The following is a 14,010-nucleotide window of genomic DNA, read 5'->3' on the forward strand; positions in this document are numbered from 1 at the left end:
TTCGACAAGGAGCTCAACGGCTCCGGCTTCACCGTCAAGGTCGACCAGTTCGGTGCCATCAAGTCCAACGGCCCGACCGGGTCCATCACCACCGACCTGGTCATCGCCGGTGCCGGCGTGACCGGCACCGCGACGTTCAACGCCGCGGCTGCCTCCGGCGCGAGCGCGGCCATCAGCGCCATCGACTCCGCCATCAGCACCGTCTCCACCACCCGGGCCAACCTGGGTGCGCTGCAGAACCGGTTCGAGCACACCATCAACAACCTCAACGTGTCGGTGGAGAACCTGTCCGCGTCGGAGTCGCGCATCCGCGACACCGACATGGCCCAGGAGATGACCAACTTCACCCGCACGCAGATCCTGAGCCAGGCCGGCACCGCGATGCTGGCCCAGGCCAACCAGGCCCCGCAGGGCATCCTGAAGCTGCTGGGCTGATCCACCGCACCACCTCGGCACCACCCGGTGAGGGGGGAGGCACACCGCCTCCCCCCTCGCTGGTCCCGACGGCACTGCCCCCCGAGACGGAGGAACCCGCATGGCAGGCATGAGCGTGAACACGGGCCTCATCTCGGGCATCGACTACGCGACGATGATCGACCAGCTGATGCAGGTCGAGGCCAACCCGCAGACGCTGCTGAACAAGCAGCTGTCGGCCACCAAGGCCGACGCCGCCGCGTATCGGGCGGTCAACACCCGCTTCGAGGCCCTGCGCACCGCCGCCGCGGCCCTGGGCAACGACGCCACCTGGAACGCGGCCAAGGCGACGTCGTCCTCGAGCACCGTCGCCGCCTCGGCCGGTGCCGGTGCCGCCGCCGGGTCGGTCACCTTCACGGTCGACACGCTCGCCGCCGCGCACTCCCAGCGCAGCAACGCCACGTTCACCGTGCCCGCCGGGCAGACCGCGAAGGACGTCGACTTCGGCGCCACCAGCCTCACGGTCTCGGTGAACGGCGCGGCGATGCCGGCGATCGACCTGGACACCGACGGCAGCGGGACCACAGACCTCACCGAGGCTGCCGCGGCGATCAACGCCCGCACCGACCTCGGTCTCACGGCCAACCTGGTCCAGGTCGCCCCGAACACCTACCGGCTCCAGGTCGCCACCAAGACCTCCGGCGCGGCCGGCAAGTTCGAGCTCGGCGGCGGCGCCGGCTTCACCACCCTGACCGAGGCCGCCGACGCCGAGCTCGTGATCGGATCCGGGCCCGGGTCCTTCTCCGTGGTCTCCACCACCAACACCTTCGCGGGGCTGCTCCCCGACAGCTCGATCACGGTCAGCAAGGCGGGCGAGACCGCCACCGTCACCGTCGCGCGGGACCCCGACGCGGTCGCCGGCAAGGTGCAGGCGCTGGTCGACACGGCGAACGGCCTGCTCGACTCGGTGACGTCGTACACCGACACGAAGAGCGAGACGGCCCTGCTCAAGGGCGACAGCACGCTGCGCGACCTCGCCGGACGGATCCTGGACATCGTGTCCAACGCGGTCGGGGGGACCTCAGCCTCGGTGGCCGGCCTGCAGCTGACCCGCGACGGCAAGTTCACCTTCGACAAGGCGAAGTTCACCGCGAAGCTGGCCAGCGACCCTGCGGTCGTCCGCGATCTGTTCAGCAAGACGAACCTGGTCTCCACGGGCATCGACGGCGTCGCCGGGAACGCGGACGACGTCACGGCTCCGGTGGGCATCGCCGCGCAGCTCGAGGCGCTGGCCAAGTCGGCGTCGGACACCACGACCGGCTCACTGGTCCTGCTCGCCACCAGCCAGGACACGCTGGCGAGGGACCTGACGGACCGCATCGCCAACTGGGACATCCGGCTGGAGCTCCGCCGCGCAACGGTCACGGCGCAGTTCACCGCCATGGAGAAGGCGCTGGGCACGATGCAGAACCAGGCCTCCTGGTTGAGCTCGCAGATCGCCGGCCTGCCCTCCTGGTCCCAGTCGGCCAAGTCCTGACCATCGTCCCGACCTCAGGGTCTGACCTCCCCGTCACGCTGACTCCCTGGAGTACCTCCCGATGAGCACCGCCTCCCTCCGCGCGCGCTACCTCGGTGACGCCGTCACCACCGCCTCGCCGCAGCAGCTGCTGGTCATGCTCTACGACCGGTTGGCCCTCGACCTCGCCCGCGCCGGAACGGCGCTCGAGGCCGGTGACCGCGAGACGGCGAGCGAGCAGCTCACGCACGCGCAGGACATCGTGCTCGAACTGCGCAGCAGCCTGGTCGTCGAGGCCTGGGAGGGCGGCCCCCGCCTGGCCTCCCTGTACAGCTGGCTGATGACCGAGCTGGTCCAGGCCAACGTCAAGTGCGACCGCAACCGCGTGGCCTCATGTCTCCAGGTGGTCGAGCCGCTCCGGGACGCCTGGCGACAGGCGGCCACGACCCTGGCCGCGGCCTCGGCATGACCGCCGACCGCCCCGCCCCCGAGGCGTCGTCCGGAGACTGGGCGACGGTCCTCGAGGAGATGGAGGGCGAGGTCCTCGCGGCCCAGCAGTCGCTCAGCGGCGGGCGGGCGGAGGAGATCGCCGCCTGGGGCCGGCGCACCGGCGACTGGGAGCCCCCGACCGCGATCGGGCCGCTGCCCATGGACCTGCGCGAGCGGGCCGCACGACTGCTGCAGCACCAGCTGGCCGTCGCCGAGGAGCTCGCCGAGCGGATCCTGCAGTCCCGCCAGCAGCGCGACCTCGCCGCGCGGATGTCCTACGCCCGCACGCGCCCCGTCGCCGCATTCGTCGACCGCGCCCTCTAGCACCGGAGAAGATCCGCGGGCGTCACGCCCACAGATCTCCTCCGCACTCCCCCACGACCGGGTCCGCCACCAGGCGGGCCCGGTCGTCGGCGTTCCGGGCCACTCGCGCGCGAGGGTCGCCGAGGAGGAGGACTTCGCGCGCGAAGTGCTCCGAGGCACGCACGTCACAGCAGCACCGGCACACTCGCGCGGCCCGTGCGGACCGGGCGCCCCGCACGTCACCCGAGTGGCGGACGCGAGGTCATCCGCGCAGGCCGGACTGCCGATGTCCTCCTTGCACGGACAGCACCACTCTCGCCACGGATCGGCGGCCCCCCACTCGCTCGCGAGTGTCTTCTGCGTACCCGGAGGCCCGTCGTGTCCTGCCGTCCTGCCCGCCTGCGCTGTGCCGGCGAGTGCACCGAGCGTCTGCGCGCTGCCCGATGATCGGCGACGTCACCATGACGACGCTGCACGCGGCCCTCTCCGGGCTCGCGCAGCGGCAGCGCGTCACCAACGACAACATCGCGAACATCAACACGCCGGGCTACCTGGCCGGGCGCACCGACTTCGAGTCGACGCTGAAGAGCGAGCTGGCGCACGGGAAGTCGCCGCGCGTCGGCGGTGGCTCGATCGCGCGCTCGCTGGAGCCGACGAACACCAACGGCAACAACGTGAACCTCGACGCCGAGACGGTCACGGCCACCGAGACGGGGCTGCGCTACCAGCTGGCGCTCAACGCCCTCGACGGCAAGTACGGCCTGCTGCGCTCGGCCCTCAGGACGCAGTGACGTGTTCGACGCCCTCAACATCTCCGGCACGGGTCTCTACGCGCACCGCAAGTGGCTGGACGCCGTCTCCGACAACATCGCGAACATCAACACCGTCAGCTCGACTGACGGCGACGCCTTCAAGGAGCGCTTCGTCGTCGCGCAGGCCGTCGACTACGGCAGCGGCGAGGGCGGCGTCCGCGTCGCCGGCGCCCAGTTCGGCACCGGCGAGGGCCGGCTGGTCTACGAGCCGACCCACCCGCTCGCCGACGAGGACGGCTACGTCCGGTACCCGGACATCGACCTCGGCGAGCAGATGACCCAGTTGATCATCGCGCAGCGCGGCTACCAGGCGAACCTCGCCTCGGTGGAGCGCGCGACGGACGCCTACAAGGCCGCACTCAACCTCGGTAAGGGCTGACCATGACGCTCCCCATCGGCGGGATCTCGATCCCCTCGTTCCCCACCGCCCCCGACATGAGCGGCATCGGCGGTATCGGCGGCACCTCCGCCGCGACCGGTGCGCCGCCGGTCTCCACCGGCGACAACGGCTTCGCCGACATCCTGACCGGCGCCATCGACAACGTGCAGGGCGCGCAGTCGAAGGCCGACGGCCTCGCCGTCCAGGCCGCCACCGGCGACCTCAAGGACGTGCACGACTACATGATCGCCGCCCAGGAGGCGTCGCTCACCACCGAGATGTTCGTGACGATCAAGAACAAGGCCGTCGAGGCCTTCACTGAGATCATGCGGATGCCTGTCTGATGCCCGCCGTCCTCGCCGGCCCGTTGGGGCGGCTGCGCTCCGCCCTGGAGACGATCAGTCTCGGGCAGAAGGTCGTCATCGGCCTGCTCGTCGCCGCGCTGGGGCTCGGCGGGTTCTTCTTCTACAACTGGATCACGACGCCGACCATGGCGCCGCTGTTCAGCAACCTGGCCTCCTCCGACGCCTCGGCGATCGTCGAGGAGCTCAACGCCGAGGGCACCTCCTACGAGCTGGCCGACGGCGGGCAGACGATCCTCGTGGCCCAGGACCAGGTGTACGACCTGCGCCTGGCCATGAGCGGCAAGGGCCTCCCGGCCGGCAACGACACCGGGTACGCGCTGCTGGACGAGCAGGGCATCACCACCAGCGAGTTCCAGCAGCAGAAGACCTACCAGCGGGCGATCGAGGGCGAGCTGGCCAACACGCTCGAGTCCCTGGACGGCGTCCAGCAGGCCATCGTGCACGTGGCCCTGCCCGAGGACGAGGTCTTCGCCACCGACGAGAGCGACCCCACCGCCTCGGTCATGCTCGACCTGTCTCCCGGCACGCAGCTGTCCGGCGAGCAGATCCAGTCGGTGACCAACCTGGTCTCCTCCAGCATCGAGGGGATGTCCCCCGAGCAGGTCACCGTCTCCGACACCAGCGGACAGCTGCTGTCGGCCGCGGGCCAGGGCGTGACCGCCGCCGCCGGCGACGCCCGGTCGCAGGTCGAGACCGACTACGAGAACCGGCTGGCCGCCAACGCCCAGAGCATCCTGGACCGCGTGCTCGGACCCGGGCACGCCCAGGTGTCGGTGCGCGCCGACGTCGACATGAACCAGACCCAGGAGAACTCCACCACCTACGGCGACAGCGGCGCTCCCCCGGTCTCCGAGCAGAACACCAGCGAGAGCTACACCGGCAGCGGTGCCGCGGTCGGTGGCGTGCTGGGACCGGAGAACACGGCGGACGCCGGTACCGGTGGCGGCGACTCGACGTACCAGACCGACTCCAACACGGCGAACAACTCCGTGAACACCACCGTGACCAACACCGAGATCACCCCCGGGGCGATCAACCGGCTGACGGTGGCGGTGGTCCTGGACGGCACCCGCGCCGGCACCCTGAACCAGGCCCAGGTGCAGGAGCTGATCGGCAACGCGGTCGGCCTGGACCCGGCCCGGGGTGACGACATCTCCGTCGCGGCCATGCCCTTCGACACCTCGGCCGCCGAGCAGGCGGCCGCGGAGATGGCCCAGGCGCGCGAGGACGAGAAGAACGCGCAGATGTGGTCGCTGGTCAAGAACGGCGCCATCGGCCTGGGCATCGCCCTGCTCGTCCTGATCGTCTGGCTGCGCAGCCGCCGCCGGGACGACGACGAGGACGACGAGCCGTTCGAGCTCGACGACGAGGTGATGGCGGAGCTGGAGCGCCTGCGCGTGGCCAGCACCCGCGAGGAGACCGTCGTCATCGACAACCGCGCCCTGGAGCTGGAGGCCGCCGAGCGGGCCCGGGTCCGCGGCGAGATCTCCACGATGGTCAGCGAGCGCCCCGACGAGGTCGCGGCGATGCTGCGCGGCTGGCTGAGCGAGGTCCCGACCCGATGAGCACCCGTACCGAGGAGACCCTGCCGTGAGCATCGCGAGCGTCGAGCAGCTGGTCGGGGCCGCCCCGGACAACCTGCCCGCCCTGCCCCCCGCGCCGAGGCCCCCGGACATGCCGGGGCTGCGCAAGGCCGCCGTCTTCCTGGCCCAGATGACCAAGGACGAGGCCGGCGTCCTGCTCGGCAAGCTGCGGCCGCGCGAGGTCGAGGCGATCACCCGCGAGCTGATGAAGCTCAACACGGTCGCGCCCGAGGACGTCGACGGCGTCCTCACCGAGTTCCACCAGATGATGGCCGCGCAGCGGTTCGTCGGCCGCGGTGGCGTCGACTTCGCCCGCGAGATCCTCGCCGCGGGCCTGGGCGAGGACAAGGCCGAGGGCATCCTCGCCCGGCTGAACGTCGTCTACACCGAGGTGCCGTTCGCCTCGCTGCGCAACGTCGACGTCCGCCAGCTGGTCACCTTCCTCAAGGACGAGCACCCGCAGGTCATCGCGCTGGTGCTGGCGCACATGACGCCGGCCCAGTCCGCCGAGGTGCTGTCGGGCTTCGCGCCCGAGCAGCAGGCCGCGGTCGCCCACCGGATCGCCACGATGGACCGCACCACCCCCGAGATGGTGCGGCTCGTCGAGGAGGAGCTGGGCCGGCGGATGGGCTCGCTGCTCGCCCACCAGGACATGTCGACCGTGGGTGGCGTCGAGACCCTCGTCGAGATCATCAACCGCTCGCCGCGGCCGACCGAGCGCTCGATCCTCGAGTGGCTCGACGCGACCGACCCCGAGCTCGCCGAGCAGGTCCGCGCGCAGATGTTCGTCTTCGAGGACATCGTCACGATCGACGACCGCTCCCTGCAGCTGGTGCTGCGCGAGGTCGAGGCCAACGACCTGGCCACCGCGCTCAAGGGCGTCCGGCCCGACGTGCGCGACAAGGTCGTCCGGAACCTCTCCGAGCGGGCCGCCGAGAACCTGGCCGAGGAGATCGAGCTGCTCGGCCCGGTCCGCGCCCGGACGGTCGAGGAGGCCCAGGCCAAGGTCGTCGGCATCATCCGCACGCTCGAGGAGCAGGGCACCCTGACGATCAACCGCGGCGGGGACGATGAGTTCGTCGCCTGAGGCACGCCCGACCCACCCGCAGCACGCCCGCGGTGGGGGGCTGGACGGCGGCGGCACGGGTACCTCGGTGCTGCTGAGGGGTGCGTCGGCGCAGGCCGCCACGCCCTACCGGCAGGCCGACGGCGTCCTGCTGGCCCCGCCGGTCGGCCTCCGGCCCCCCGTGCCGGAGGCGCGGCCGGAGCCGGAGGTCATCGAGCGGCGCACCACCGTCCGCCGCGCGGCCGACGTCCCGGTGCCCAACGGCCGGGGCGTGCTCCGGCTGGGCGACGTCTACGCCGAGGAGCTCGCCCGGCTGCGCGACCGCGCGCAGCAGGAGGGGTTCGCCGCCGGTCACGCGGAGGGCGTCGCCGCCTCGGCCAGCGCTCTGGCGCAGGCCGAGCGCGAGGCGCAGCAGCGGATGGCCGACGCGCAGAACCGCTGGGAGCGCCGGCTGGTGTCGGCGACCGCCGCGCTCGGCGCCGCCGTGACCCAGCTGGAGGCGAGCGCCGTGCCGGCCGCCGAGGTGCTCCGCGAGGAGATCCTGCAGTCGGTCCTGGTGCTGGTGGAGGACCTGCTCGGCCGCGAGCTGGCCTCGGTGGACACCGCCGGGGTCGACGCGCTGCGCCGGACCATGACCCTGCTGCCCACCGACGCCCCCAGCGTCGTGCGGCTGCACCCCGACGACCTGGCGGAGGTGCCCGCCGAGGCGCTGGCCGCCCTGCCGCCCTCGGTCACCGTCGTCGGCGACCTCTCCGTCGAGCGGGCCGGCGCGGTCGCCGAGAGCGGCGTCCGGCGGGTCGACGCCCGGCTGAGCACCGCCCTCGCCCGCGTCCGGGAGGCGCTGCGCGCATGACCATCGCCACCGTGCTGGACCGCGCCCGCGTGGCCGCGCGTCCCCTGCTGACCGGGTCGGTCGTCGGCGCGATGGGCCTGACCCTGAGCGTCGAGGGCGTCGGAGCCGCCGTCGGCGACCTCGTCGAGGTCAACCCCGGCGCCAAGGGGCTGCTCGCCGAGGTGGTCGCCGTCGGCCGCGACCGGCTGACCTGCATGCCGCTGGGCGAGCTGGGGGGCGTGCAGTCCGGCGCCCCGGTGCGCACCACCGGCATGCCGCTGCAGGTCCCGGTCGGGCCGGCGCTGCTGGGCCGGGTGCTCGACGGACTGGGCCGCCCGATCGACGGTGGCCCCTCCCTCGGCGCCGGCGTGCACTGGGTGGACCTCGCCAGCGAGACCCCGCACGCGCTGTCGCGGCGCCGGGTCGACGAGGCGCTGCCCGTCGGCGTCCGCGCACTGGACACCCTCGTCCCGGTCGGCAAGGGCCAGCGCCTGGGCATCTTCGCCGGCTCCGGGGTGGGCAAGTCGACGCTGCTGGCGCAGATCACCCGCGGCACCCAGGCCGACGTCCGGGTGATCGCCCTGATCGGCGAGCGTGGCCGCGAGGTGAAGGAGTTCCTCGAGGAGAACCTCGGCGAGGAGGGCCTGGCCCGCACCGTCGTCGTCGTCGCCACCTCCGACGAGCCGCCGCTGGTCCGCCTCAAGGCCGCGTTCGTCGCGACCCGGATCGCCGAGGGCTTCCGCGACCAGGGCCGCGACGTCCTGCTGCTCATGGACTCGATCACCCGTACCGCCATGGCCCAGCGCGAGGTCGGGCTCTCCGCCGGGGAGCCGCCCGCGACCCGCGGCTACCCGCCGAGCGTCTTCGCGATGATGCCGAAGCTGCTGGAGAAGGCCGGGCCCGGCGCCGTCGGGTCCATCACCGGGCTCTACACGGTGCTGGTGGAGGGCGACGACCACAACGAGCCGATCGCCGACACCGCCCGGTCCATCCTCGACGGGCACGTCGTCCTGACCCGGAAGCTGGCCACCATCGGCCACTTCCCCGCCATCGACGTGCTGGAGTCGATCTCCCGTGTCGCCGGCGCCGTCGTGCCGGCGGCGCAGATGGCCGACGCGCGGGAGGCCCGCCGGCTGCTCGGCTCGCTCCGCGACGTCAAGGAGCTCATCGAGATCGGCGCCTACCAGGCCGGCAGCGACCCGCTGGTCGACCGCGCCCGGGCGCTGTCCCCCGCGCTGGACGCCTTCCTGCGCCAGTCGATGGACGACACCACCAGCACCGCCGAGGCGTGGGACCGGCTGCACGGGATCGTGACCAGCGCCTGATGGGCCGGGTCTGATGGGCAAGCGGCAGGCCTTCCGGCTGGCGCCGGTGCTGCGCGTGCGGGAGGCGGCGGAGCAGGCCGCCTCCCGCGCCTACGCCGACGCGGAGACGGCGGCCGGCGACGCGGTCCGCCGCGCCGACCAGCTGGCCGGGGAACTGCACACCTGGGCGGTGACCGGATCGCACTCCCCGCAGACCTTCCTCGCCGCGATGGTCGCATCGCAGGCCGCGGCTGCCGATGTCTCTGCTGCACGGTCCACGGCCCAGGCCTCGGCCGAGCACGCGGAGCTCCTGCGCACGCGGTGGACAGCCGCCGCGCAGGAGACCAAGGCGCTGGAGAAGCTGCGCGACCGGCACGAGCTGGCCCTGCGGCACGCCGAGGACGCCGCCGAGACCCGGGCCGTCGACGACCTGGTGACCGGCCGGTACTCCGCCCGCGACACCGGACCGACCGCACACGGAGAGGAGGAGACGTGGAGGGACTGACCGCCGTCCAGGGACGCGTCGCAGAGATCCAGAACCGGATCCTGATGATGTCGGCCACCCGCGCCCCGTCGACCTCCGCCGCGTGGTCGAGCGCGGCCGCGGCCGCGGGACTCGGTGGCACGTCGGGCACCGGGACGAGCACCTCGCCCGGCGCCGGCGACGGTTCCGCCGGCGCGCAGGTCGTCGCGGCCGCCAGCAAGTACCTGGGCGTGCCGTACGCCTGGGGCGGCACCGACCCCGCGTCGGGCCTGGACTGCTCCGGTCTCGTCCAGCGGGTCTACAAGGACCTGGGCATCGACCTGCCGCGGACCTCCTCCCAGCAGGCCACCTCCGGCCGTCCGGTCGCGAGCATGGCCGAGGCCCGCCCCGGGGACCTCGTCTTCTTCGACAACTCCTCCGCGCGGGCCGGCATCGACCACGTCGGCATCTACATCGGCGACGGCAAGATGATCGCCGCGCCGCAGGAGGGCGACGTCGTCAAGGTGCAGTCCGTCGGGAACCCCACGCTGATCCGGCGCGTGCTGCCCGACTCCCCCGCCGCGGCGCCGACCGCCGCGGTCTCCTCCGGCGCCGGTCTCGCCGGGGTCCCCTACTCCGACCTGTTCGTCTCGGCCGGCGCGAAGCACGGCATCGACCCGTCGCTGCTCGCCGGGGTGGCGAAGGTCGAGTCCGGGTTCAACTCCGCGGCCGTCTCCGCGGCCGGCGCCACCGGGCTCATGCAGTTCATGCCGGCCACCGCGCGCGGCCTCGGCGTGAACCCGGCCGACCCGGCGTCGGCCATCGACGGAGCGGCCCGCTACCTACGCCAGCTCACCGACCAGTTCGGCTCGACCAGCCTCGCGGTGGCCGCCTACAACGCCGGGCCGGGCGCGGTCTCGCGCTCCGGGGGCATCCCGCCGTACCCGGAGACCCAGTCGTACGTGTCCAAGGTCCTCAGCGCCGCGGAGGCGTACTCATGACAGCTCCCACCCTCACCCCGCTGCTGCCGATCGCGCCGGCGGCGACCCCGCCGGCATCGGCGGCCCGCCCGTCGCCCGGGTTCGCGAAGTCGCTCGACGACGCCCTCTCCGGCGACCCCGGCACCCCGGACGAGAAGCCGGCCACCGTGGCGGACGACGATCCCCCCGCCACCCCCGTGGCGACCGTCGAGGAGGAGCCGGCCCCCACCGACGAGACGCCGGACACCGCACCGGTCCTCGACGCGGCCGCCTGGGCCTTCGCCCTCGCGATGGCCGCCGGGGCGTCGGCTCCGGCCGCCCAGGCAGGCGCCTCCGCCACGCCGGCCGACGGTGGGACCGCCGTGACCGGCGCCGTGCCGGGTGCCGTCCCCGCCGTCGACCTCACCGCGGTGGCGCCGGCGGCCGGCGCCGCCCCGGAGGCCCTCCCGGCACCCGTCTCCGCCGTCACCCCCCGAGCGGGCGAGGCGCCGGCGGCTCCTCCCGCCGCAGCGCTGCCCACCCCCGCAGCAGCCCCCGCGCCGACCGTCCCCGCGACGACCGCGGCCACACCCGCCGTGCAGATCGTGCAGGCCGCGGTGCTCCCGCCGGGGGTCGTGGTCGTCGCCGCACCGACCGCCGAGGAGCCCGCGACCGCGACGCCGGCCGCCGGCGGGTCCTCCGCGCCGGCGGTCGCCGGCCCGACCGACCTGCCGGTGACCGCTCCCGCCGCTCCCGGCCAGGAGCAGCCGGGTGCCGACGCCCAGGGCGGCGAGCGCCCCGCCGGCACCCTCGGCCCGCTCGCCGCTCCGCCGGCGCCCGCGCCGGCCGGCACCGTCGCGGCCCCGACCGCTCCCGCTGCCCCGGCACCGCCACCGGCCCCGGTCGCCACCCAGGTCGCCCCGGTGGTGGCGCAGCTCGCCAGCGGCGCGGACGGCACCCACACGATGACCCTGGTGCTGCGTCCCGAGACCCTCGGCAGCGTCGAGGTCCGCGTGACGGTGTCGCACGGCAGCGTGGACCTCACGCTCCGGCACGCCTCCGAGGCCGGCCGCGCCGCGCTCCTCGACGCGCTGCCCGACCTCCGCCGCGACCTGGAGGCCTCGGGGCTGACCTGCTCGAAGCTCGACGTCAGCCGGGACAGCGGCACCGGCTGGACGTCGTCCCAGCAGCAGCAGGCCGAGCAGCAGCGGGCCGCCCGGGAGGCCGGAGAAGGTCGCGGCCGCCCGTGGCTGCGCGGCGCCGACCCCGACGGCGGCCGCCCGGCACCCGTCGCCCACACCCCGTCGTCCGGACTCGACGTCCGGGTCTGAGAGAGGAGACCCCCGATGACCGATCCGATCAGCGGCGTGGGCGCCACCTACGCCACGTCCGGCGCCTCGAGCACGGTGGACCGCACCGACCAGAACAGCAAGGACATGTTCCTCAAGCTGCTCGTCGCCCAGATGCGCTACCAGGACCCCAGCAACCCGGCGAGCACCACCGAGTTCATGTCGCAGACCGCGACGTTCACCCAGGTGGAGAAGCTCGAGGAGCTGGCGACCCAGAACGCGTCGCTCGTGACGCTGCAGAAGTCGCTGTCGGCCGGTGCGCTGGTCGGCCACACCGTCAGCTGGACCGACGAGAACGGCGCCACGCAGACCGGCACCGTCAGCTCGGTCCGCTTCGGGGACGACGAGCCGACCGCCGTCGTCGGCGGCAAGGACGTGCCCTTCGGGCGCCTCTCCGCCATCTCCGTCCCGAACGACTGAGCCAGGCCACCACCTCTCTCCCCACCCGCCACCGAAGGGACCCCTCTCGTGCTGCGCTCCATGTACTCGGCCATCGCCGGCCTCAAGGCCCACCAGGTCAAGCTCGACGTCACCGGCAACAACATCGCGAACGTGAACACGGTCGGCTTCAAGAGCAGCCAGGCCACGTTCGAGGACACGCTCTCGCAGGTCATGCGCAACGGGTCGGCACCGACCGACACCGCCGGCGGTACGAACCCCGCCCAGGTCGGTCTCGGCGTCAAGGTCGCCGGGATCACGACCAACTTCGCGCAGGGCACCCAGCAGACCACCGGCCGCGCCACCGACTTCATGATCAGCGGTGACGGCTTCTTCGTGACCAAGACCGGCAACGAGCAGCTGTACACCCGCGCCGGGTCCTTCGACTACGACGCCTCCGGCAAGATCGTCACGCCCGACGGCGCGGTGCTGCAGGGCTGGATGGCCGGTCCCGACGGGGTCGACACCAACGGCGCGATCGGCGACCTCAAGGTGCCGTTCGGGCAGAACATGCCGCCCACGGCGACGACGAAGGGCGCGATCGTGGGCAACCTGTCGACCTCGGCCGTCGTCGCGGTCACCGGCCCCCCCGCCGTGCCCGCCACGCAGCTGCAGACGCAGGTCACCTCCTACGACTCGCTCGGCACCGCCCACCAGATCACGCTGAAGTTCACCAAGACGGACGTGAACACGTGGGAGGTGCAGGCGAGCGAGAACGGGACCGACATCGGTTCGGCCGCCGACCTCACCTTCGACCCGTCGACCGGCCTGCCCGACAGCGGCGCCGACTTCGAGATCGGCGTGTCGGGGGACAACTGGCCCGGCACCATCGCCCTCGACCTCAGCGGCATGACCGAGTACGGCGGCAAGTCCGCGCTGGCGCCGCTGGACATCGACGGCAACGCCATGGGCACGCTCCAGTCCATCGCCCTCAGCGGCGACGGCACGATCATGGGCGTCTACTCCAACAACCTGCGCGAGCCGATCGGCAAGCTCGCCATGGCCTCGTTCGCCAACCCCTCCGGCCTGGCCAAGGCCGGCAACACGTCCTACCGCGTGGGCGACAACTCCGGCCAGCCCGCCATCGGCGAGGCCAACGCCGGCGGTCGCGGTTCGCTCGTGGCCGGCGCGCTGGAGATGTCCAACGTCGACCTCGCCGAGGAGTTCACCGGGCTGATCGTCGCCCAGCGTGGGTTCCAGGCCAACAGCCGCGTGATCACCAGCTCCGACGAGGTCCTGCAGGACCTCGTCAACCTCAAGCGCTGAGTTCCCGCGCGCCGCCCGCCCACCCGACGGTGGGCCGGGCGGCGCGCGGGCCGCCACTCCCCCGCAGGGGTGAGGCGGCCGACCGGTGTTCGGCTCAAGAGCCTCCTGGCCAGGGCCGATATCTCCTACAGCCGCGCGGACGCGCCGTACCGGCTGCTTCCCCTTCGATCGAGCAAGAGGTCAGACCCGTGATCCGAGTGACGCGCCTGAACGGGGAGCAGTTCGCCCTCAACCCCGACCTGATCGAGCGGGTCGAGGGCCACCCCGACACCGTCGTGTTCCTGGTCGACGGCACCCGGTACATCGTCCGCGAGGACGTCGACCAGGTGCTCACCGAGATCCGGGAGTACCGGGCGAGCATCCTCGCCACCGCCTACGAGATGGACCGGGGCACCTACCGCTCGGTCCTCGCCGAGCAGGAGTCCACCGACTCGTCCGTGGTGCCCTTCCCGATCCGAGAGGAGCGCTGACC

General features: G+C 73.0%; 17 protein-coding genes. All 17 read left to right on the forward strand.

The window, feature by feature from the left end; all coding sequences use genetic code 11:
- On the forward strand, positions 1 to 435 hold a 435-nt coding region (locus tag N555_RS0106985; protein ID WP_255347343.1), incomplete at its 5' end, for a flagellin.
- A 100-nt stretch (positions 436 to 535) separates the two neighbouring features.
- Positions 536 to 1,951, forward strand: coding sequence for a flagellar filament capping protein FliD (fliD, locus tag N555_RS0106990; protein ID WP_081866050.1), 1,416 nt, complete (start codon positions 536 to 538; stop codon positions 1,949 to 1,951).
- 61 nt (positions 1,952 to 2,012) lie between these two features.
- Positions 2,013 to 2,399, forward strand: a complete 387-nt coding sequence (fliS, locus tag N555_RS0106995) for a flagellar export chaperone FliS (RefSeq protein WP_029430779.1) — start codon at positions 2,013 to 2,015, stop codon at positions 2,397 to 2,399.
- Positions 2,396 to 2,743, forward strand: a complete 348-nt coding sequence (locus tag N555_RS0107000; protein ID WP_034509284.1) for a hypothetical protein — start codon at positions 2,396 to 2,398, stop codon at positions 2,741 to 2,743. The genes fliS and N555_RS0107000 overlap by 4 nt, the downstream gene beginning before the upstream one ends.
- Before the next feature lie 440 nt (positions 2,744 to 3,183).
- Positions 3,184 to 3,513 carry a flagellar basal body rod protein FlgB gene (gene flgB / locus N555_RS0107005; protein WP_231502631.1) on the forward strand — a complete coding sequence of 110 codons (330 nt, stop codon included), beginning with the start codon at positions 3,184 to 3,186 and terminating at the stop codon, positions 3,511 to 3,513.
- 1 nt (position 3,514) lies between these two features.
- Positions 3,515 to 3,913: a flagellar basal body rod protein FlgC gene (gene flgC / locus N555_RS0107010; protein ID WP_029430782.1), complete on the forward strand. Its 399-nt coding sequence runs from the start codon at positions 3,515 to 3,517 to the stop codon at positions 3,911 to 3,913.
- A 2-nt stretch (positions 3,914 to 3,915) separates the two neighbouring features.
- Positions 3,916 to 4,257, forward strand: coding sequence for a flagellar hook-basal body complex protein FliE (gene fliE, locus N555_RS0107015; RefSeq protein WP_029430783.1), 342 nt, complete (start codon positions 3,916 to 3,918; stop codon positions 4,255 to 4,257).
- Positions 4,257 to 5,843 carry a flagellar basal-body MS-ring/collar protein FliF gene (gene fliF / locus N555_RS0107020; protein WP_029430784.1) on the forward strand — a complete coding sequence of 529 codons (1,587 nt, stop codon included), beginning with the start codon at positions 4,257 to 4,259 and terminating at the stop codon, positions 5,841 to 5,843. The genes fliE and fliF overlap by 1 nt, the downstream gene beginning before the upstream one ends.
- 25 nt (positions 5,844 to 5,868) lie before the next feature.
- Positions 5,869 to 6,948: a flagellar motor switch protein FliG gene (gene fliG, locus N555_RS0107025; RefSeq protein WP_029430785.1), complete on the forward strand. Its 1,080-nt coding sequence runs from the start codon at positions 5,869 to 5,871 to the stop codon at positions 6,946 to 6,948.
- On the forward strand, positions 6,932 to 7,780 hold the full coding sequence (locus N555_RS0107030; protein WP_081866051.1) for a FliH/SctL family protein: 849 nt from the start codon (positions 6,932 to 6,934) through the stop codon (positions 7,778 to 7,780). Before fliG ends, N555_RS0107030 begins: the two co-directional genes overlap by 17 nt.
- Complete coding sequence (locus N555_RS0107035) at positions 7,777 to 9,084, forward strand: FliI/YscN family ATPase (RefSeq protein WP_029430787.1); 1,308 nt, start codon at positions 7,777 to 7,779, stop codon at positions 9,082 to 9,084. The genes N555_RS0107030 and N555_RS0107035 overlap by 4 nt, the downstream gene beginning before the upstream one ends.
- A 13-nt stretch (positions 9,085 to 9,097) precedes the next feature.
- Entirely contained in the window at positions 9,098 to 9,568 is a 471-nt protein-coding gene (locus N555_RS0107040; RefSeq protein ID WP_051683822.1) for a flagellar export protein FliJ, read from the forward strand.
- A complete protein-coding gene (locus N555_RS0107045) occupies positions 9,556 to 10,527 on the forward strand; it encodes a lytic transglycosylase domain-containing protein (protein WP_029430789.1) in 972 nt (323 codons plus the stop codon). The genes N555_RS0107040 and N555_RS0107045 overlap by 13 nt, the downstream gene beginning before the upstream one ends.
- Entirely contained in the window at positions 10,524 to 11,816 is a 1,293-nt protein-coding gene (locus N555_RS0107050) for a flagellar hook-length control protein FliK (RefSeq protein ID WP_029430790.1), read from the forward strand. The genes N555_RS0107045 and N555_RS0107050 overlap by 4 nt, the downstream gene beginning before the upstream one ends.
- A gap of 15 nt (positions 11,817 to 11,831) precedes the next feature.
- Complete coding sequence (locus N555_RS0107055; protein ID WP_029430791.1) at positions 11,832 to 12,254, forward strand: flagellar hook assembly protein FlgD; 423 nt, start codon at positions 11,832 to 11,834, stop codon at positions 12,252 to 12,254.
- A gap of 48 nt (positions 12,255 to 12,302) precedes the next feature.
- Positions 12,303 to 13,538, forward strand: coding sequence for a flagellar hook protein FlgE (locus N555_RS0107060; protein ID WP_029430792.1), 1,236 nt, complete (start codon positions 12,303 to 12,305; stop codon positions 13,536 to 13,538).
- Between the two features lie 188 nt (positions 13,539 to 13,726).
- Complete coding sequence (locus N555_RS0107065; protein WP_029430793.1) at positions 13,727 to 14,008, forward strand: flagellar FlbD family protein; 282 nt, start codon at positions 13,727 to 13,729, stop codon at positions 14,006 to 14,008.
- The last annotated feature ends 2 nt before the right edge of the window (positions 14,009 to 14,010 follow it).

The sequence above is a fragment of the Blastococcus sp. URHD0036 genome (genome assembly GCF_000701365.1).
GTDB lineage: Bacteria > Actinomycetota > Actinomycetes > Mycobacteriales > Geodermatophilaceae > Trujillonella.